18 protein-coding genes and 1 tRNA gene are annotated in these 17,868 nt (G+C 62.4%); all 19 read left to right on the top strand.

The features are described 5' to 3' along the window. Window positions 1-37: 37 nt before the first annotated feature. The 19 genes from ACJRPG_RS13475 to nuoN all read left to right on the top strand — a co-directional run bounded on the left by ACJRPG_RS13475 (window position 38) and on the right by nuoN (window position 17,867). Window positions 38-655, top strand: a complete 618-nt coding sequence (locus ACJRPG_RS13475; protein WP_408000605.1) for a tetratricopeptide repeat protein — start codon at window positions 38-40, stop codon at window positions 653-655. Between the two features lie 53 nt (window positions 656-708). Then, window positions 709-1,689, top strand: coding sequence for an NAD(P)H-quinone oxidoreductase (locus ACJRPG_RS13480; protein ID WP_408000806.1), 981 nt, complete (start codon window positions 709-711; stop codon window positions 1,687-1,689). 73 nt (window positions 1,690-1,762) lie between these two features. Beyond that, window positions 1,763-2,512 (top strand): triose-phosphate isomerase, encoded by a 750-nt coding sequence (tpiA, locus tag ACJRPG_RS13485; RefSeq protein ID WP_408000606.1) that lies wholly within the window; start codon window positions 1,763-1,765, stop codon window positions 2,510-2,512. A gap of 37 nt (window positions 2,513-2,549) precedes the next feature. Next, entirely contained in the window at window positions 2,550-2,990 is a 441-nt protein-coding gene (gene secG, locus ACJRPG_RS13490) for a preprotein translocase subunit SecG (protein WP_408000607.1), read from the top strand. A 96-nt stretch (window positions 2,991-3,086) separates the two neighbouring features. After that, window positions 3,087-3,171 (top strand) — tRNA-Leu (locus ACJRPG_RS13495). A gap of 176 nt (window positions 3,172-3,347) precedes the next feature. Next, a complete protein-coding gene (locus tag ACJRPG_RS13500; RefSeq protein ID WP_107143098.1) occupies window positions 3,348-3,707 on the top strand; it encodes an NADH-quinone oxidoreductase subunit A in 360 nt (119 codons plus the stop codon). Between the two features lie 3 nt (window positions 3,708-3,710). After that, window positions 3,711-4,187, top strand: coding sequence for a NuoB/complex I 20 kDa subunit family protein (locus ACJRPG_RS13505; protein WP_008450353.1), 477 nt, complete (start codon window positions 3,711-3,713; stop codon window positions 4,185-4,187). A 17-nt stretch (window positions 4,188-4,204) separates the two neighbouring features. After that, entirely contained in the window at window positions 4,205-4,798 is a 594-nt protein-coding gene (locus ACJRPG_RS13510) for an NADH-quinone oxidoreductase subunit C (protein WP_408000608.1), read from the top strand. Continuing rightward, window positions 4,798-6,051 (top strand): NADH-quinone oxidoreductase subunit D, encoded by a 1,254-nt coding sequence (locus tag ACJRPG_RS13515; protein WP_408000609.1) that lies wholly within the window; start codon window positions 4,798-4,800, stop codon window positions 6,049-6,051. Before ACJRPG_RS13510 ends, ACJRPG_RS13515 begins: the two co-directional genes overlap by 1 nt. A 21-nt stretch (window positions 6,052-6,072) precedes the next feature. Beyond that, window positions 6,073-6,549, top strand: coding sequence for an NADH-quinone oxidoreductase subunit NuoE (gene nuoE, locus ACJRPG_RS13520; protein WP_408000610.1), 477 nt, complete (start codon window positions 6,073-6,075; stop codon window positions 6,547-6,549). After that, window positions 6,546-7,844 carry an NADH-quinone oxidoreductase subunit NuoF gene (gene nuoF / locus ACJRPG_RS13525; protein ID WP_408000611.1) on the top strand — a complete coding sequence of 433 codons (1,299 nt, stop codon included), beginning with the start codon at window positions 6,546-6,548 and terminating at the stop codon, window positions 7,842-7,844. Before nuoE ends, nuoF begins: the two co-directional genes overlap by 4 nt. Before the next feature lie 12 nt (window positions 7,845-7,856). Next, window positions 7,857-10,187, top strand: a complete 2,331-nt coding sequence (gene nuoG / locus ACJRPG_RS13530) for an NADH-quinone oxidoreductase subunit NuoG (protein ID WP_408000612.1) — start codon at window positions 7,857-7,859, stop codon at window positions 10,185-10,187. Next, on the top strand, window positions 10,187-11,263 hold the full coding sequence (nuoH, locus tag ACJRPG_RS13535) for an NADH-quinone oxidoreductase subunit NuoH (protein WP_408000613.1): 1,077 nt from the start codon (window positions 10,187-10,189) through the stop codon (window positions 11,261-11,263). Before nuoG ends, nuoH begins: the two co-directional genes overlap by 1 nt. A 12-nt stretch (window positions 11,264-11,275) precedes the next feature. Next, window positions 11,276-11,764 (top strand): NADH-quinone oxidoreductase subunit NuoI, encoded by a 489-nt coding sequence (gene nuoI / locus ACJRPG_RS13540; protein WP_408000614.1) that lies wholly within the window; start codon window positions 11,276-11,278, stop codon window positions 11,762-11,764. A gap of 12 nt (window positions 11,765-11,776) precedes the next feature. Further along, window positions 11,777-12,409 carry an NADH-quinone oxidoreductase subunit J gene (locus ACJRPG_RS13545; protein WP_408000615.1) on the top strand — a complete coding sequence of 211 codons (633 nt, stop codon included), beginning with the start codon at window positions 11,777-11,779 and terminating at the stop codon, window positions 12,407-12,409. Next, window positions 12,406-12,714, top strand: coding sequence for an NADH-quinone oxidoreductase subunit NuoK (nuoK, locus tag ACJRPG_RS13550; protein ID WP_408000616.1), 309 nt, complete (start codon window positions 12,406-12,408; stop codon window positions 12,712-12,714). Before ACJRPG_RS13545 ends, nuoK begins: the two co-directional genes overlap by 4 nt. 37 nt (window positions 12,715-12,751) lie before the next feature. After that, the gene (gene nuoL, locus ACJRPG_RS13555) at window positions 12,752-14,836 is read left to right on the top strand and encodes an NADH-quinone oxidoreductase subunit L (protein ID WP_408000617.1); all 2,085 of its coding nucleotides are present in this window, start codon (window positions 12,752-12,754) and stop codon (window positions 14,834-14,836) included. Between the two features lie 18 nt (window positions 14,837-14,854). After that, window positions 14,855-16,360: an NADH-quinone oxidoreductase subunit M gene (locus ACJRPG_RS13560; protein WP_408000618.1), complete on the top strand. Its 1,506-nt coding sequence runs from the start codon at window positions 14,855-14,857 to the stop codon at window positions 16,358-16,360. Window positions 16,361-16,382: 22 nt separating this feature from the next. Continuing rightward, the gene (gene nuoN / locus ACJRPG_RS13565; RefSeq protein WP_408000619.1) at window positions 16,383-17,867 is read left to right on the top strand and encodes an NADH-quinone oxidoreductase subunit NuoN; all 1,485 of its coding nucleotides are present in this window, start codon (window positions 16,383-16,385) and stop codon (window positions 17,865-17,867) included. Window position 17,868: the final 1 nt, after the last annotated feature.

The following is a 17,868-nucleotide window of genomic DNA, read 5'->3' on the forward strand; positions in this document are numbered from 1 at the left end:
CGGGGCGGATAAAGAATAACGACTCCATGACGAGCAAATGAAAAAACTAGGACGCATCATCGTCGCGATCGGCGTGGCGCTAGGCCTGCAGGCCAGCGCCCATGCCGGCTTCGCTGAAGGCGCAACCGCCTACAACAACAAGAACTACGCGCTGGCGTACAAGGAAATCGCGCCCCTGGCGCGCGCCGGCAATACCGAAGCCGAGCACCTGCTCGGCCTGATGTACTACATGGGCCGCGGCGTGCCGCAGGACTACAAGCAGGCCCTCAACTGGCACCGCAAGGCCGCCCTGAAGGGCAAGGCGGACGCGCAGTATGTGGTGGGCGCCATGTACTACACCGGCAACGCCGTGATCCAGGACCATAAGCAGGCCGTGACCTGGTTCCGCAAGGCGGCCGAGCAGGGCCACCCGGAGGCGCAGCAGGTGCTGGGCCTGATGTACCGTTACCACATCGGCGGCATGCCGCAGGATAACGTCATCGCCTACACGCTGTGGAACCTGGCGGCGGCCAAGGGCAACGCCAACGCGGCCGAGCAGCGCAGCGCGGTGGCCAAGGCCATGACGCCGGAGCAGATCGAGGAAGGGCAGGCCCTGTCCGCTGCCTGGAAGCCGGGCATGCCGCTGCCGCGCACCTCGCGCACCGGAGGCGGCTGAGGCGGCCGCCCTGGAGTAGAATCGCCCCTTTTCCAGACGGGAGAGGGGCGATGATGCGTGCAATCGAAATCAGCAAGCCAGGGCCGGCCGATGTGCTGCGCCTGTGCGAGCGTCCCATTCCCGTGCCGCAGGCGGGCGAAGTCCGCATCCGCGTGCATGCGGCCGGCGTCAACCGTCCCGATGTGTTCCAGCGCCTGGGCAGCTATGCGCCGCCGCCGGGCGCTTCCGACCTGCCGGGACTGGAAGTGGCGGGCGAAATCGTCGATGGCGACCTGGCCGCCAGCGGCTTCAGGATCGGCGATCTGGTCTGCGCCCTGGTGCAGGGCGGCGGCTATGCCGAGTATGTGACGGCGCCCGTCGGGCAATGCCTGCCGGTGCCGCGCGGCCTCACCGCGCTGGAAGCGGCCTCGCTGCCTGAAACCTTCTTCACCGTCTGGAGCAATGTGTTCGACCGCGCCCGCCTCGGCAAGGGCGAATCGCTGCTGGTGCAGGGCGGCACCTCCGGCATCGGCGTGACGGCGATCCAGATCGCCAGCGCCCTCGGCCACCGTGTATTCGCCACTGCGGGCACGGACGAGAAGGCGCGCGCCTGCGAAGCGCTGGGCGCGGAGCGCGGCATCAACTACCGGCACGAGGACTTCGTTGCCGTGGTCAAGCAGCTGACCGGCGATACCGGCGTCGATGTCATTCTCGACATGGTGGGCGGCGACTACCTGCCGCGCGAGATCGGGGCGCTGGCCGATGATGGCAGGCTTGTCATTATTGCATTGCTGGGCGGCTCCAAGGGACAGCTCGACATGGGCCAGGTGCTGCGCCGCCGCCTGACCGTCACCGGCTCCACCCTGCGGCCCCGTTCGGTTGCCTTCAAGGCCGCCATTGCGGCCCAGCTGCGGGAAAAGGTGTGGCCCCTGATCGAAGACGGCCATATCAAGCCCGTCATCTACCAGACTTTCCCCCTGGAACAGGCCGCCGCCGCCCACGCGCTGATGGAAAGCAGCGCCCACACGGGCAAGATCATGTTGCAAGTTATCTGATTATTACGGGCCGTGGTTTGACCACCCTCTGCGCGCCACGCTACAATTACGGGTTATTTACTTTCGGACGCCTATGCGACGCAAACTGGTTATCGGCAATTGGAAGATGAACGGCAGCCTGGCCGGCAATTCCGTATTGCTGTCTGGTATCGTGGAAGGCTATGCCGCCCGCAATGCCGATTGCGCCGTCTGCGTGCCCGCGCCATATCTGGCACAATGTCAGACTATGTTGAAGGGCACGCCGCTCAGCTGGGGCGCGCAGGATGTGTCGGCCTATGCGGCGGGCGCCTATACCGGCGAAGTTGCCGCGTCCATGCTGCAGGATTTTGGCTGCCGCTATGTGCTGTGCGGCCACTCCGAGCGCCGTGCCTATCACCAGGAAAGCAGCGAGCTGGTGGCGCAGAAGGTATTGGCCGCGCTGAATGCAGGCCTGACGCCGGTGGTCTGTGTCGGCGAAACGCTGGAGCAGCGCGAAGCAGGGCAGTCGGCCCTGGTGGTGTGCGCCCAGCTGCAGGCCGTGCTCGACGTGCTGGAAACCCCGGCGCTGGAAAGGATTGTGCTGGCTTACGAGCCGGTATGGGCGATCGGCACCGGCAAGACGGCCACGCCCGCCATTGCGCAGGAAATCCATGCGCTGCTGCGCAAGCAGGTGGCAAAACGCAATGCGGATGCGGCGGCGCAGCTGCAGATCCTGTACGGCGGCAGCATGAAGCCGGACAATGCGCGCGACCTGCTGGCGCAGCCGGATATCGACGGCGGCCTGATCGGCGGCGCGGCGCTGAAAGCGGCAGATTTTCTCGGCATCGTTCACGCTGCCGAATAAGTAGTACCTTTGTTTTTAAAATTGAGAATGGAATAGCATGAACACCCTGTTCAATCTGATCGTCGTCGCACAGGTCGTCTCGGCCCTGGCCATCATCGCCCTGGTGCTGATGCAGCACGGTAAGGGCGCCGATATGGGCGCAGCCTTCGGTTCCGGCGCGTCCGGCAGCCTGTTCGGCGCCACCGGCTCCTCCAACTTCATGTCGAAGTCCACCGCCGTGGCGGCTGCGATCTTCTTCGCTGCGACCCTGGGCCTGTCCCTGCTGGCCAACCAGCGCAGCACCGCAGTCGATGGCGGCGTGATGTCGAACGTGAAGGCGCCTGCGCCGGTCACTGGTTCGGCGGCCATTCCTTCGGCTAACCCTGTTCCGGCTCCGGCTGCAGCTGTGCCTGCACCAGCGCCGGCGGAAGCTGCTCCTGCCGCGCCTGCCTCCGGCGCTCCTGCGCCCGGTACGCCGGCCGAGCAAATCCCGAAGTAAAACTGGCTATTCTCAGCCTCCCGCTATTTTTCTTCTTGATCTGGCGCAATTGACATTAACAAACTGTGCAAACAAGAGTAGAATAGCGGCCTTAATGCCGACGTGGTGAAATTGGTAGACACGCTATCTTGAGGGGGTAGTGGCGCAAGCTGTACGAGTTCGAGTCTCGTCGTCGGCACCAAGAATATGAGAGGCCAGCCTGGATGCCAGAGTTCTAAGAAACTCGTCCTGAGCTGGTTTTTTTACGAGGATGTGTCGTTTGATCCTGGTCTCAGCAATCGATTGGGGTCGAGCGTTCATGTACTGCAGGGTATCGCAGTGCTCTCCCAACCGATCGTTATAAGCTGCTGCCAATCGATGAACCTCGAAAATTACTTCCCCGTTCTCCTGTTCCTCTTAGTCGGCCTTGGTGTCGGCGTTGTTCCCCAAGTGCTGGGCCGCCTGCTCGGTCCGCACAAGCCCGATGCGGCGAAACTCTCCCCATACGAGTGCGGCTTCGAAGCCTTCGAAGACGCGCGCATGAAATTCGACGTGCGTTACTACCTCGTCGCGATTCTCTTTATTTTGTTCGATCTGGAAACGGCATTCTTCTTCCCGTGGGGCGTATCCATGCGCGAACTGGGCTGGCAAGGCTTCGTTACGATGATGGTCTTCATCGCCGAATTCGTGGTCGGTTTTTGGTATATCTGGAAGAAAGGTGCCCTTGATTGGGAATAAGCCATGGCTATTGAAGGCGTATTGAACGAAGGTTTCATCACCACCTCGGCCGACAAGCTGATCAACTGGGCGCGCACCGGGTCGATGTTCCCGATGACGTTTGGTCTGGCATGCTGTGCGGTCGAAATGATGCACGTGGGCGCTGCCCGTTATGACATGGACCGTTTCGGCGTGGTGTTCCGTCCGTCCCCGCGTCAGTCCGACGTGATGATCGTGGCCGGCACGCTGTGCAACAAGATGGCCCCCGCGCTGCGCAAGGTCTACGACCAGATGCCGGAACCGCGCTGGGTGATCTCGATGGGCTCCTGCGCCAACGGCGGCGGCTACTACCACTACTCCTACTCGGTGGTGCGCGGCTGCGACCGCATCGTGCCGGTGGACGTGTATGTGCCGGGCTGCCCGCCGACCGCGGAAGCGCTGTTGTACGGCATCATGCAGCTGCAGAACAAGATCAAGCGCACGAATACGATCGCACGTTGATGGAGCGCTGAAGAAAAATGACTACACACCTGGAAGTCCTGGAAACCGCCCTCGGCACCGCCCTGGGCGAGCGCGTTTCTGTCACCAACGCGCTGGGCGAAATCACCATCGTCGTCAAGGCTGACGACTACTACGGCGTCATGCAGACGCTGCGCGACGACGCAAGCCTGGGTTTCGATCAGCTGATCGACCTGTGCGGCGTCGACTATTCGACTTACGGCGAGGGCACCTGGGACGGCGCCCGTTTCGCTGTGGTGTCGCACCTGCTGTCGGTGAAGAACAACTGGCGCCTGCGCGTGCGCGTGTTCTGCGCCGACGACGATATGCCGCTGGTGCAGTCCGTGGTGCCGCTGTGGCGCGCCGCCAACTGGTACGAGCGCGAAGCCTTCGACCTGCTGGGCATCCTGTTCGACGGCCACAACGACCTGCGCCGCATCCTGACCGACTACGGCTTCATCGGCCACCCGTTCCGCAAGGACTTCCCGGTTTCCGGCTATGTCGAGATGCGCTACGACGCCGACCAGGGCCGCGTGATCTACCAGCCGGTGACGATCGAGCCGCGTGAAAACGTGCCGCGCGTGATCCGCGAAGAAAACTACGGGATGAAATAATGGCTGAGATTAAGAACTACACCCTGAACTTCGGTCCGCAGCACCCGGCAGCGCACGGCGTGCTGCGCCTGGTGCTCGAACTGGACGGCGAGGTGATCCAGCGCGCCGACCCGCATATCGGCCTGCTGCACCGCGCCACCGAAAAGCTCGCTGAACAGAAGACCTACCTGCAGTCCGTGCCTTACATGGACCGCCTCGACTACGTGTCGATGATGGCCAACGAGCACGCCTACGTGATGGCAATCGAAAAGCTGCTGGGCCTCGAAGTGCCGCTGCGCGCGCAGTACATCCGCGTGATGTTCGACGAGATCACCCGCCTGCTGAACCACCTGCTGTGGCTGGGCGCGCACGCGCTGGACGTGGGCGCCATGGGCCCCTTCCTGTACGCCTTCCGCGACCGCGAAGACCTGATGGACTGCTACGAAGCGGTATCGGGCGCGCGCATGCACGCGGCCTACTACCGTCCGGGCGGCGTGTACCGCGACCTGCCGGACGCGATGCCGCAGCATAAGCAGTCGCCGATCCGCTCCGCGAAAGCGATCAAGGACCTGAACGAAAACCGCCAGGGTTCGCTGCTCGACTTCATCGAGGACTTCACCCGCCGCTTCCCGACCTATGTCGACGAATACGAAACCCTGCTGACCGATAACCGTATCTGGAAGCAGCGTACCGTGGGCATCGGCGTGGTGTCGCCGGAAGATGCGCTGGCCATGGGCTTTACCGGCGCCATGCTGCGCGGCTCGGGCGTGGAGTGGGACCTGCGCAAGAAGCAGCCGTATGAAGTGTACGACCTGATGGACTTCGACATCCCCGTGGGCACCAACGGCGATTCCTACGACCGCTACCTGGTGCGCGTGGAAGAGATGCGCCAGTCCAACCGCATCATCAAGCAGTGCGTGGAGTGGCTGCGCAACAACCCGGGTCCGGTCATGAGCGGCAACCGCAAGGTGGCCCCGCCGAACCGCGTGGACATGAAGTCCAATATGGAATCGCTGATCCACCACTTCAAGCTGTTCCAGGAAGGCTTCCACGTGCCGCCGGGCGAAGCATATTGCGCGGTCGAGCATCCGAAGGGCGAATTCGGCATCTACATCGTGTCCGACGGCGCCAACAAACCTTATCGTCTGAAAATCCGTGCCCCGGACTATGCCCACCTGCAAAGCCTGGATGAAATGGCGCGCGGCCACATGATCGCCGACGCCGTGACCATCATTGGTACGCAAGACATTGTGTTCGGCAGTATTGACCGATAAGTCCGAGAGGCAGAAAAGATTATGTTATCCGAGCAGTGCTATAAAAAAATCGACCGCGAGCTGGCCAAGTATCCGGCCGACCAGCGCCAGTCGGCCGTGATGGCCTCGCTGGCCCACGCGCAAGTGGAGCTGGGCTGGCTGTCGCCAGAAACGATGAAGGAAATCGCCGACTATATCGGCATGCCGGCCATCGCCGTGCAGGAAGTGGCGACCTTCTACAATATGTACAACCTGAAGCCGGTGGGCAAGAACAAGATCACCGTCTGCACCAACCTGCCATGCGCACTGTCCGGCGGCGTGAAAGCGGCCGAGCACCTGAAGCAGAAGCTGGGCATCGACTTCCGCGACACCACCGCGGACGGCGAATTCACGCTGATGGAAGGGGAGTGCATGGGCGCCTGCGGCGACGCGCCGGTGCTGCTGGTGAATAACCACCGCATGTGCTCCTTCATGAACAATGAGAAGCTGGACGCCCTCGTGGAGGAACTGAAGAAATGACTTCCCTGCACGACCGTCACATCAATCCCCTGATCCTGAAGGACCTGAACGGCGACAACTGGCGCCTGGCCGACTACGTGAAGCGTGGCGGCTATTCCGCGCTGCGCCGCATCCTGGAAGAGAAGATCGCCCCTGAGCAGATCATCGCCGACCTGAAGACCTCCGGCCTGCGCGGCCGCGGCGGCGCCGGTTTCCCGACCGGCCTGAAATGGTCCTTCATGCCGCGCCAGTTCCCCGGCCAGAAATACCTCGTCTGCAATACCGACGAAGGCGAGCCGGGCACGTTCAAGGACCGCGACATCATCCGCTACAACCCGCATTCGCTGATCGAAGGCATGGCCATCGGCGCGTATGCGATGGGCATCACCGTGGGCTACAACTACATCCACGGCGAGATCTTCCAGGAATACCTGCGCTTTGAAGAAGCGCTGGAAGAGGCGCGCGCCGCCGGCTTCCTGGGCGACAAGATCATGGGTTCGGAGTTCAGCTTCCAGCTGCACGCGCACCACGGCTACGGCGCCTATATCTGCGGCGAAGAGACCGCGCTGCTGGAATCGCTGGAGGGCAAGAAAGGCCAGCCGCGCTTCAAGCCGCCTTTCCCTGCGTCCTTCGGCCTGTACGGCAAGCCGACCACGATCAACAACACCGAGACTTTCGCGGCCGTGCCGTTCATCCTGAACGTCGGTCCGGAAAACTACCTCGGCATGGGCAAGCCGAACAACGGCGGCACCAAGATCTTCTCGATCTCGGGCGACGTCGAGCGTCCGGGCAATTACGAGATCCCGCTGGGCACCCCGTTTGCCAAGCTGCTCGAACTGGCCGGCGGCATGCGCGGCGGGAAGCAGATCAAGGCCGTGATTCCGGGCGGTTCCTCCGCGCCGGTGATCCGCGGCGAGATCATGATGAACACCGATATGGACTACGACTCGATCGCGAAGGCCGGCTCGATGCTGGGTTCCGGCGCCGTGATCGTGATGGACGAAACGCGCTGCATGGTGAAGGCGCTGGAACGCCTGGCCTACTTCTACTACGAAGAGTCCTGCGGCCAGTGCACGCCTTGCCGCGAAGGCACCGGCTGGATGTACCGCATGGTGCACCGTATCGAGAATGGCCAGGGCCGCGCGTCGGACCTGGACATGCTGAATTCGATCGCCGACAACATCCAGGGCCGCACCATCTGCGCGCTGGGCGATGCGGCGGCAATGCCGGTACGCGCCTTCGTCAAGCAGTTCCGCGAAGAATTTGAATACCACGTCGAACACAAGCACTGCCTGGTGCCTGTCTCGGCCTACTAAGCTGCGATCATCATGGTTGAAATCGAAATAGACGGCAAAAAAGTCGAAGTCCCACCGGGCAGTATGGTGATGGACGCCGCCAACAAGCTGGGCACCTACATTCCGCACTTCTGCTATCACAAGAAATTGTCGATCGCCGCGAACTGCCGCATGTGCCTCGTGGAAGTTGAAAAAGCGCCGAAGCCGCTGCCTGCCTGCGCCACCCCGGTATCCGCCGGCATGATCGTGCGCTCGCACAGCGAGAAGGCCGTCCAGGCGCAGAAGAGCGTCATGGAATTCCTGCTGATTAACCACCCGCTGGATTGCCCGATCTGCGACCAGGGCGGCGAGTGCCAGCTGCAGGATCTGGCCGTCGGCTACGGCAAGAACGAATCGCGCTACGAAGAAGACAAGCGCGTGGTGGTGCCGAAGGAAGCCGGCCCGCTGGTGTCGATGAAGGAAATGAGCCGCTGCATCCACTGCACGCGCTGCGTGCGTTTCGGCCAGGAAGTGGCCGGCGTGATGGAGCTGGGCATGCTGGGCCGCGGCGAGCACTCCGAGATCACCACCTTCGTCGGCGAAGCGGTGAGCTCCGAGATGTCGGGCAATATGATCGACCTGTGCCCGGTCGGCGCGCTGACCTCCAAGCCTTTCCGCTACAGCGCCCGGACCTGGGAACTGTCGCGCCGCAAATCCATCACCCCGCACGACTCCACCGGCGCCAACCTGATCGTCCAGGTCAAGCAGGGCAAGGTGAAGCGCGTGCTGCCGCTGGAAAACGACGCCATCAACGAATGCTGGATTTCCGACAAGGACCGCTTCTCGTATGAGGCGCTGGACAGCGACGAACGCCTGACGCAGCCGATGCTGAAGCAGGGCGGCGAGTGGAAGGAAGTGGACTGGCAGACCGCGCTGGAATACGTGGCGCACGGCCTGAAGAACATCAAGCACGAACACGGCGCCGATGCGCTGGCCGCCTACGCGACCGGCCACTCCACCGTGGAAGAACTGGCGCTGCTGAAGAAGCTGATGAGCGGCGTGGGTTCCGAGAACATCGACTTCCGCCTGCGCCAGCGCGACTTCGCGCTGGACGGCGAAGTGACCCCGTGGCTGGGCATGCCGATTGCTGAGCTGAGCAACCTGCAGCGCGTGTTCGTCATCGGCTCCTTCCTGCGCAAGGACCATCCGCTGTTCGCGACCCGCCTGCGCGCGGCCGTGAAGGCCGGCGGCAAGCTGTCCACGCTGAATGCGGTCAATGACGACAACCTGATCACCACCGCGAACAAGCTGGTGGCCGCGCCATCCGACTGGCTGGCCGCGCTGTCCGGCGTGGTGGCTGCCGTGGCGAAGGCGAAGGGCGTTGCCGCCCCGGCCGGCTTCGACACTGTGACCCCGTCCGACTCCGCCAACGCGATCGCTGCCAGCCTGCTGGGCGGCGAACAGAAAGCCGTCTTCCTCGGCAACGCCGCCGTGCAGCACCCGCAAGCGTCCGCGCTGCACGCTGCCGCGCAGTGGATTGCCGAAGCGACCGGCGCCAAGCTGGGCTACCTGACCGAAGCGGCCAACACCGTGGGCGGCTACCTGGTGGGCGCCACCGCGAAGAACGCCGCGCCGGCCTTCTCCGCGCCGAAGAAAGCCTATGTGCTGCTGAACGCCGAACCGGAACTGGATGCGGCCAACCCGCAAGCCGCTTCCGCCGCGCTGAAAGCCGCCGAGATGGTCGTTGTCATGTCCGCCTTCAAGCATGGCCATGACTACGCCGACGTGCTGCTGCCGGTCGCGCCGTTCGCCGAAACCTCGGGCACCTTCGTCAATGCCGAAGGCCGCGCACAGAGCTTCAACGGCACCGTGAAGCCGCTGGGCGAAGCGCGTCCTGCATGGAAAGTGCTGCGCGTGCTGGGCAATATCCTCGGCCTGCCGGGCTTCGACTACGAAACCTCGGAAGCGATCCGCGACGAAGTGTTCGGCAAGGGCGTGACCGACCTGTCCGCGAAACTGGGCAATGTGTCGAAAGCCACGCTGACCGCGGCTGCCTTCGGCGGCGGCGAGCAGCTGGAGCGTATCGCCGACGTGCCGATCTACTTCGCCGATGCACTGGCGCGCCGTTCCGGCCCGCTGCAGGCCACCGTGGATGCGGCCGCGCCGAAAGCGCATATCTCTGCTGCGCTGGCGCAGCAGATCGGCGCCAAGGATGGCGACCTGCTGCAGGTGGTGCAGGGCTCCGGCTCCGCCGTCCTGGCCGCCCGCGTTGACGCAGCGCTGCCTGCCAACGTGGTGCGCGTAGCTGCCGCACACGTATCGACCAGCACCCTGGGCGATATGTTCGGCCCGATTTCCGTTGCCAAAGCAGGGGAGGCCAAATAATGGACGGCTTTATCTCGACCATTACGACGAACGGCTCCGCGCTGCTGGGCCCTGTATGGCCACTGGCCTGGACCATGATCAAGCTGCTGTGCGTGCTGCTGCCGCTGATGGGCCTCGTGGCCTATGCAACGCTGTGGGAACGCAAGCTGATCGGCTGGATCCAGATCCGTGTGGGCCCGAACCGCGTGGGCCCCATGGGCCTGCTGCAGCCGATCGCCGACGCGCTCAAGCTGCTCTTCAAAGAGATCGTGATCCCGACCAAGGCGACCCGCAGCCTGTTCGTGATCGGCCCGATCATGACCATCATGCCGGCGCTGGCCGCATGGTCGGTGGTGCCTTTCGGTCCGGAAGCCGTGCTGGCCAACGTGAACGCAGGCCTGCTGCTGCTGATGGCGATCACCTCGATGGAAGTCTACGGCATCATCATCGCCGGCTGGTCGTCGAACTCGAAGTACTCCTTCATGGGCGCGATGCGCGCTTCGGCGCAGATGATCTCCTACGAGATCCCGATGGGCTTCGTGCTGGTGGTGGTGCTGATGGTGTCCGGTTCGCTGAACTTCATCGACATCGTGAACGGCCAGGGGCAGGGCTACTTCGCCGACATGGGCGTGAGCTTCCTGTCCTGGAACTGGCTGCCGCTGCTGCCGCTGTTCGTGATCTACCTGGTGTCCGGCCTGGCCGAGACCAACCGCCACCCCTTCGACGTGGTGGAAGGCGAGTCCGAAATCGTGGCCGGCCACATGGTCGAATATTCGGGCATGTCCTACGCCATGTTCATGCTGGCCGAATACGCCAACATGATCCTGATCGGCACGCTGGCTGCCATCATGTTCCTCGGCGGCTGGGCTGCTCCGTTCAAGTTCCTGGAATTCTGGGGCGGTTTCGGCGGCTTCTTCTGGCTGTTCGCCAAGGCCTTCTTCATCGTGTCGGTCTTTATCTGGGTGCGCGGTACCTTCCCGCGTTACCGCTACGACCAGATCATGCGTCTGGGCTGGAAAATCTTCATTCCAATCACGCTGGTGTGGCTGGTAGTGGTCGCAGGCTGGATGCAGACCTCCTGGAATATTTGGAAGTAAGGAAGCGACATCATGGAACGAGTAAAAGATTTCTTCGGCAGCCTGATGCTGTCGGAACTGATCAAAGGGATGGCGCTGACGGGCAAGTATATGTTCTCGCGCAAGATCACCGTGCAGTACCCGGAAGAGAAAACGCCGCAGTCGCCGCGTTTCCGCGGCCTGCACGCGCTGCGCCGCTATCCGAACGGGGAAGAGCGCTGCATCGCCTGCAAGCTGTGCGAAGCAGTGTGCCCGGCGATGGCGATCACCATCGAGTCCGAACAGCGTGACGACGGCACCCGCCGCACCACGCGCTACGACATCGACCTGACCAAGTGCATCTTCTGCGGCTTCTGCGAAGAGTCCTGCCCGGTCGATTCGATCGTGGAAACCCACGTGCTGGAATACCACGGCGAAAAGCGCGGCGACCTGTACTACACCAAGGAAATGCTGCTGGCCGTTGGTGACCGTTATGAGGCGGAAATCGCCGCTAACCGCGCCGCCGACGCTGCGTACCGCTGATTGGAATAACACATGGAATTTACAACCGTATTGTTCTACGTCTTCTCCGCGATCATGGTGTTCGCGGCGCTGCGCGTGATTACTGCCCGTAATCCGGTGCAGGCAGCACTGTTCCTGGTGCTGGCCTTCTTCCAGGCCGGCGGCATCTGGATGCTGCTGAAAGCCGAGTTCCTGGCGATTGTGCTGGTGCTGGTATATGTCGGCGCCGTGATGGTGCTGTTCCTGTTCGTCGTGATGATGATCGATATCGACACGGAGAAGATGCGCGAAGGCTTCTGGAACTACCTGCCTGTTGCTGCCACCATTGGCGGCATCATCGTGCTGGAAATGGCTTCCGTGCTGTGGCGCGGCTTCGGCACCGGCAACACGACGGCGCCGGCCGCCGCTGGCACCATCGGCGGCACGAAGGAACTGGGCCTGCTGATCTACACCCAATATATCTACGCGTTTGAAATCGCGGCCGTGGTGCTGCTGGTGGCGATCATCGCCGCCGTGGCCCTGACCCTGCGCAAGCGCAAGGATATCAAGTACTTCGATCCGGGCGAAGCGGTGCGCGTGAAGCGTAACGACCGCCTGCGCATCGTGAAGATGGACGCAGTCGTGGAGCGCAACACCGAAGCGGCTGAACCGAAGGAGGCGCAATGACCTTATCGCTCGCACATTACCTGGTCCTGGGCGCGATCCTGTTCGCTATCTCGATCGTCGGTATTTTCCTGAACCGCAAGAACGTCATCATCCTGCTGATGGCCATCGAACTGATGCTGCTGGCAGTGAACATGAACTTCATCGCGTTCTCGCATTACCTTGGCGACGCGGCCGGGCAGATCTTTGTCTTCTTCATCCTGACCGTGGCGGCTGCCGAATCGGCAATCGGCCTCGCGATCCTGGTGGTGATGTTCCGTAACCTGGACACCATCAATGTGGAAGACCTGGATAGCCTCAAAGGCTAAGTGTTCAATCCTCGAATAATAAACAGATAGGTTCATCATGACGGGGCTTAACCCTAACCTTCTTCTTGCCGTACCACTGGCGCCGCTGGCCGGTTCCGCGATCGCGGGCCTGCTGGGCACCAAGTTCTTCGGCAATGTCGTCGGCCGCAAGGTATCGCATACCGCGACCATCCTGGGCGTGCTGATCGCCTTCCTGATCTCCTTCCAGACCCTGATGGCGGTGATGGACGGCGCCACCTACAACGGCACCGTCTACCGCTGGATGACGGTGGCGGGCGTGAACCTGGAAGTCGGCTTCCAGATCGATTCGCTGACCGCGATGATGATGTGCGTGGTGACCTTCGTGTCGCTGATGGTGCACATCTACACCATCGGCTACATGCAGGAAGACGAAGGCTATAACCGCTTCTTCTCCTACATCTCGCTGTTCACCTTCTCCATGCTGATGCTGGTGATGGCCAATAACTTCCTGCAGCTGTTCTTCGGCTGGGAAGCGGTGGGCCTGGTCTCCTACCTGCTGATCGGCTTCTGGTACAAGCGTCCGACCGCGATCGTGGCGAACATGAAGGCCTTCCTGGTCAACCGCGTGGGCGACTTCGGCTTCATCCTCGGCATCGGCCTGCTGCTGGCTTACGCCGGCACCATGGACTACCAGGAAGTGTTCGCGAAGAAGGATGCGCTGGCCGCCATGACCCTGCCGGGTACCGGCTGGGCGCTGCTGACCGTGGCCTGTATCTGCCTGTTCATCGGCGCGATGGGCAAGTCGGCGCAGTTCCCGCTGCACGTGTGGCTGCCTGACTCGATGGAAGGCCCGACCCCGATCTCCGCGCTGATCCACGCCGCAACCATGGTGACGGCGGGTATCTTCATGGTGACCCGCATGTCGCCGCTGTTCGAGATGTCGGACACCGCGCTGTCCTTCATCCTCGTGATCGGCTCGATCACGGCGCTGTTCATGGGCTTCCTGGGCATCATCCAGAACGACATCAAGCGCGTGGTGGCTTACTCCACGCTGTCGCAGCTGGGCTACATGACCGTGGCGCTGGGCGCTTCGGCCTACTCGGTGGCCGTGTTCCACCTGATGACCCACGCCTTCTTCAAGGCGCTGCTGTTCCTTGGCGCGGGCTCCGTCATCATCGGCATGCACCACGACCAGGACATCCGCAATATGGGCGGCCTGCGCAAGTACATGCCGATCACCTGGATCACTTCGCTGCTGGGCTCCCTGGCGCTGATCGGCACGCCGCTGTTCTCCGGCTTCTACTCGAAGGATTCGATCATCGAAGCCGTGCACGCCACCCACATCCCTGGCGCAGGCTTCGCGAACTTCGCGGTGCTGGCCGGCGTGTTTGTTACCGCTTTCTACTCCTTCCGCATGTACTTCCTCGTGTTCCACGGCGAAGAGCGTTTCGGCAAGGCCCATGCCCATGATGACCATGCGCACGCCAAGCACGACGACCACGCGCCTGCGCACGATTCCGATGCGCATCATGAAGAAGAGGAAGACGACCATGGCCACCACGGCCTGGAACCCGGCCAGAAGCCGCACGAATCGCCATTCGTCGTGTGGTTCCCGCTGGTGATGCTGGCCATCCCGTCGGTGCTGATCGGCTACTTCGCCATCGAACCGATGCTGCACGGCGACTTCTTCAAGGGCGTGATCGCCGTGGCCGAACGCCACGAAGCGATGGCGGAGCTGAAGCACGAGTTCCACGGCGCGATGGCAATGGCCATCCACGGCCTGACTACCGCACCGTTCTGGCTCGCGCTGGCCGGCGTGGCAGCCGCCTACTACTGCTACATGATCAATCCGCGCGTGCCGGCATGGTTCTACGCGAAGTTCAAGGCAGTGCACACGCTGCTGGACAACAAGTACTACATGGACAAGTTCAACGAAGTGGTGTGGGCCAAGGGCGCACGCCTGCTCGGCGAGGGCCTGTGGAATGTGGGCGACCGCACCCTGATCGACGGCCTGGTGGTGAACGGCAGCGCGAAAGTGGTGGGCTGGTTCTCCGGCTTGACCCGCCTCGCGCAGACCGGCTACATCTACCACTATGCCTTCGTCATGATCATCGGCATCCTGGGCTTCCTGGTGTACTTCCTGCCGTTCTGGCACGCATAAACGGACAAGAGAAAAAAGATGCAGTCTACGATTAATACTCTACCTCCTTACCTGAGCCTCTCGATCTGGCTGCCGGTGCTGTTCGGCCTGATCATCCTGGCGGTCGGCCGCGATACGCGCGCCGGCATGGTGCGCGTGCTGGCCCTGGTCGGCTCCATCGTCTCGCTGCTGCCGACGATCCCGCTGATCACCAACTTCGACAACAACGCCCACGGCATGCAGTTCGTGGAAAAATCGGCGTGGATCGAACGCTTCAACATCTTCTACTCGCTGGGCATCGACGGCCTGTCGCTGTGGTTCGTGCCGCTGACGGCCTTCATCACCATCATCGTGGTGATCTCGGCCTGGGAAGTGATCCAGGAGCGCGTGGCGCAGTACATGGGCGCCTTCCTGATCCTGTCCGGCCTGATGATCGGCGTGTTCTGCGCCATGGACGGCCTGCTGTTCTACTTCTTCTTCGAAGCGACCCTGATCCCGATGTACATCATCATCGGCGTGTGGGGCGGCGCCAACCGCATCTACGCATCGTTCAAGTTCTTCCTCTACACCTTCTTCGGTTCGCTGCTGACGCTGGTTGCCATCATCTACCTGTACAACAAGTCCGGTAGCTGGGACATCCTGGCGTGGCACCAGCTGCCGCTGACGATGCCGGAGCAGATCGCGATCTTCTTCGCTTTCTTCATGGCCTTCGCCGTGAAGGTGCCGATGTTCCCGGTCCATACCTGGCTGCCGGACGTGCACGTGGAAGCGCCGACCGGCGGTTCCGCCGTGCTGGCGGCCATCATGCTGAAACTGGGCGCTTACGGCTTCCTGCGTTTCTCGCTGCCGATCGTGCCGGATGCGTCGAAAGAGCTGGCCGGTTTCGTGATCGTGCTGTCGCTGATCGCCGTGATCTATATCGGCCTGGTGGCGCTGGTGCAGAAGGACATGAAGAAGCTGGTCGCCTACTCGTCGATCGCGCACATGGGCTTCGTCACCCTGGGCTTCTTCATGTTCAACGACATGTCGGTGCAGGGCGGTATCGTGCAGATGATTTCGCACGGCTTCATTTCGGGCGCCATGTTCCTGTGCATCGGCGTGCTGTATGACCGCGCCCACTCGCGCCAGATCGCCGACTACGGTGGCGTCGTCAACAAGATGCCGAAGTTCGCAGCCTTCTTCGTGCTGTTCTCGATGGCGAACTGCGGCCTGCCGGCGACTTCCGGCTTCGTCGGCGAGTTCATGGTCATCCTGGGCGCCGTGCAGTTCAACTTCGTGACCGGCATCCTGGCCGCGACCGCGCTGATCTTCGGTGCTGCCTACTCGCTGTGGATGGCCAAGCGCGTCATCTTCGGCAAGGTAACGAACCACCATGTGGCGGAACTGACCGACATTAACAACCGCGAGTTCCTGATGCTGGGCATCCTGGCGATCGCGGTGCTGGTGATGGGCCTGTACCCGGCGCCATTCACCGACACGATGCAAACCTCCGTGGCCGACCTGCTGAAGCACGTCGCACAGAGCAAGCTCGCCATTGCACACTGAATGCCGATAGGACCAAGTTTTCATGAATACTCCTAACCTGATTCCTGTCTACGCAGAGATTTTCCTGGTGATCGCCACCTCGGCGATCCTGCTGATCGACATGTTCCTGTCCGAGTCGAAGCGCAACATCACCTACGTGCTGTCGCTGCTGACGCTCGCAGGCTGCGCCGCCTTCACCTTCGTGGACTTCAGCGCAGGCACCACGGTCTACACGTTCAACAATATGTTCGTGTCCGACCCGATGGGCAACCTGCTGAAGATGTTCACCTACCTCACCGTAGGCATCACGCTGGTCTACTCGCGCCAGTACTCGACCGACCGCGGCATGCTGGGCGGTTCGCTGGGCGGCGAATTCTATGTGCTGGCGCTGTTCTCGATGCTGGGCCAGATGGTCATGATCTCGGCCAACAACTTCCTGTCGATCTACCTCGGCCTGGAACTGATGTCGCTGTCGCTGTATGCGCTGGTGGCAATGCGCCGCGATAACACCGCCGCAACCGAAGCGTCGATGAAGTACTTCATCCTGGGCGCGCTGGCATCGGGCTTCCTGCTGTACGGCATGTCCATGATGTATGGCGCCACCGGTTCCCTGGATATCTCGGAAGTGGCGCGCAAGATCGGCTCCGGCACCATCAACCCGACCATCCTGGTGTTCGGCGTGGTGTTCGTGGTGGCCGGCCTGGCCTTCAAGCTGGGCGCCGTGCCTTTCCACATGTGGGTGCCTGACGTCTACCAGGGTTCGCCGACCGGCGTGACCCTGCTGCTGGGCGGCGCACCGAAGCTGGCGACCTTCGCCATCTGCGTGCGCCTGCTGGTGGAAGGCATGCTTCCGCTGGCCTTCGACTGGCAGCAGATGCTGACCATCCTGGCCGTGCTGTCGCTGGTGATCGGCAACCTGACCGCTATCGCGCAGAGCAACCTGAAACGCATGCTGGCTTATTCCACCATCGCGCAGATGGGCTTCGTTCTGCTCGGCCTGATGGCCGGCGTCGTGGGGCAGGACCAGGCCAACGCCGCTGCCGCCTACAGCTCGGCGATGTACTACTCGATCACCTACGTGCTGACCACGCTGGGCAGCTTCGGCCTGATCATGGTGCTGGCCCGCTCCGGCTTCGAAGCGGAAGAACTGGCCGACTTCAAGGGCCTGGCAAAGCGCAGCCCGTGGTATGCACTGCTGATGACGGCGCTGATGTTCTCGCTGGCAGGCGTGCCGCCGCTGATGGGCTTCGTGGCCAAGTTCGCGGTACTGCAGTCCGTGCTGAAAGCGGGCTACCTGTGGCTGACCGTGTTCGCAGTACTGGCATCGCTGGTCGGCGCTTACTACTACCTGCGCGTGGTGAAGACCATGTGGTTCGACGAGGGCACCGACAACGCACCGATCAAGGTCGCCGGCGACAAGGCCTTCGTGCTGGCCCTGAACGGCGTGCTGGTGCTGGCCCTGGGCCTGGCGCCGGAATCGCTGCTCAATGCCTGCCTGAGCGCCATGCAAAAAACGCTGGCATCCTGAT

Origin of the sequence: Pseudoduganella rhizocola, assembly GCF_045984285.3 — a bacterium.
GTDB lineage: Bacteria > Pseudomonadota > Gammaproteobacteria > Burkholderiales > Burkholderiaceae_D > Rugamonas.

Coding starts and splice junctions, on each gene's coding strand:
- ACJRPG_RS13475 (WP_408000605.1), top strand. CDS start 38: ATGAAAAAACTAGGACGCATCATCGTCGCGATCGGCGTGGCGCTAGGC.
- ACJRPG_RS13480 (WP_408000806.1), top strand. CDS start 709: ATGCGTGCAATCGAAATCAGCAAGCCAGGGCCGGCCGATGTGCTGCGC.
- tpiA (WP_408000606.1), top strand. CDS start 1,763: ATGCGACGCAAACTGGTTATCGGCAATTGGAAGATGAACGGCAGCCTG.
- secG (WP_408000607.1), top strand. CDS start 2,550: ATGAACACCCTGTTCAATCTGATCGTCGTCGCACAGGTCGTCTCGGCC.
- ACJRPG_RS13500 (WP_107143098.1), top strand. CDS start 3,348: ATGAACCTCGAAAATTACTTCCCCGTTCTCCTGTTCCTCTTAGTCGGC.
- ACJRPG_RS13505 (WP_008450353.1), top strand. CDS start 3,711: ATGGCTATTGAAGGCGTATTGAACGAAGGTTTCATCACCACCTCGGCC.
- ACJRPG_RS13510 (WP_408000608.1), top strand. CDS start 4,205: ATGACTACACACCTGGAAGTCCTGGAAACCGCCCTCGGCACCGCCCTG.
- ACJRPG_RS13515 (WP_408000609.1), top strand. CDS start 4,798: ATGGCTGAGATTAAGAACTACACCCTGAACTTCGGTCCGCAGCACCCG.
- nuoE (WP_408000610.1), top strand. CDS start 6,073: ATGTTATCCGAGCAGTGCTATAAAAAAATCGACCGCGAGCTGGCCAAG.
- nuoF (WP_408000611.1), top strand. CDS start 6,546: ATGACTTCCCTGCACGACCGTCACATCAATCCCCTGATCCTGAAGGAC.
- nuoG (WP_408000612.1), top strand. CDS start 7,857: ATGGTTGAAATCGAAATAGACGGCAAAAAAGTCGAAGTCCCACCGGGC.
- nuoH (WP_408000613.1), top strand. CDS start 10,187: ATGGACGGCTTTATCTCGACCATTACGACGAACGGCTCCGCGCTGCTG.
- nuoI (WP_408000614.1), top strand. CDS start 11,276: ATGGAACGAGTAAAAGATTTCTTCGGCAGCCTGATGCTGTCGGAACTG.
- ACJRPG_RS13545 (WP_408000615.1), top strand. CDS start 11,777: ATGGAATTTACAACCGTATTGTTCTACGTCTTCTCCGCGATCATGGTG.
- nuoK (WP_408000616.1), top strand. CDS start 12,406: ATGACCTTATCGCTCGCACATTACCTGGTCCTGGGCGCGATCCTGTTC.
- nuoL (WP_408000617.1), top strand. CDS start 12,752: ATGACGGGGCTTAACCCTAACCTTCTTCTTGCCGTACCACTGGCGCCG.
- ACJRPG_RS13560 (WP_408000618.1), top strand. CDS start 14,855: ATGCAGTCTACGATTAATACTCTACCTCCTTACCTGAGCCTCTCGATC.
- nuoN (WP_408000619.1), top strand. CDS start 16,383: ATGAATACTCCTAACCTGATTCCTGTCTACGCAGAGATTTTCCTGGTG.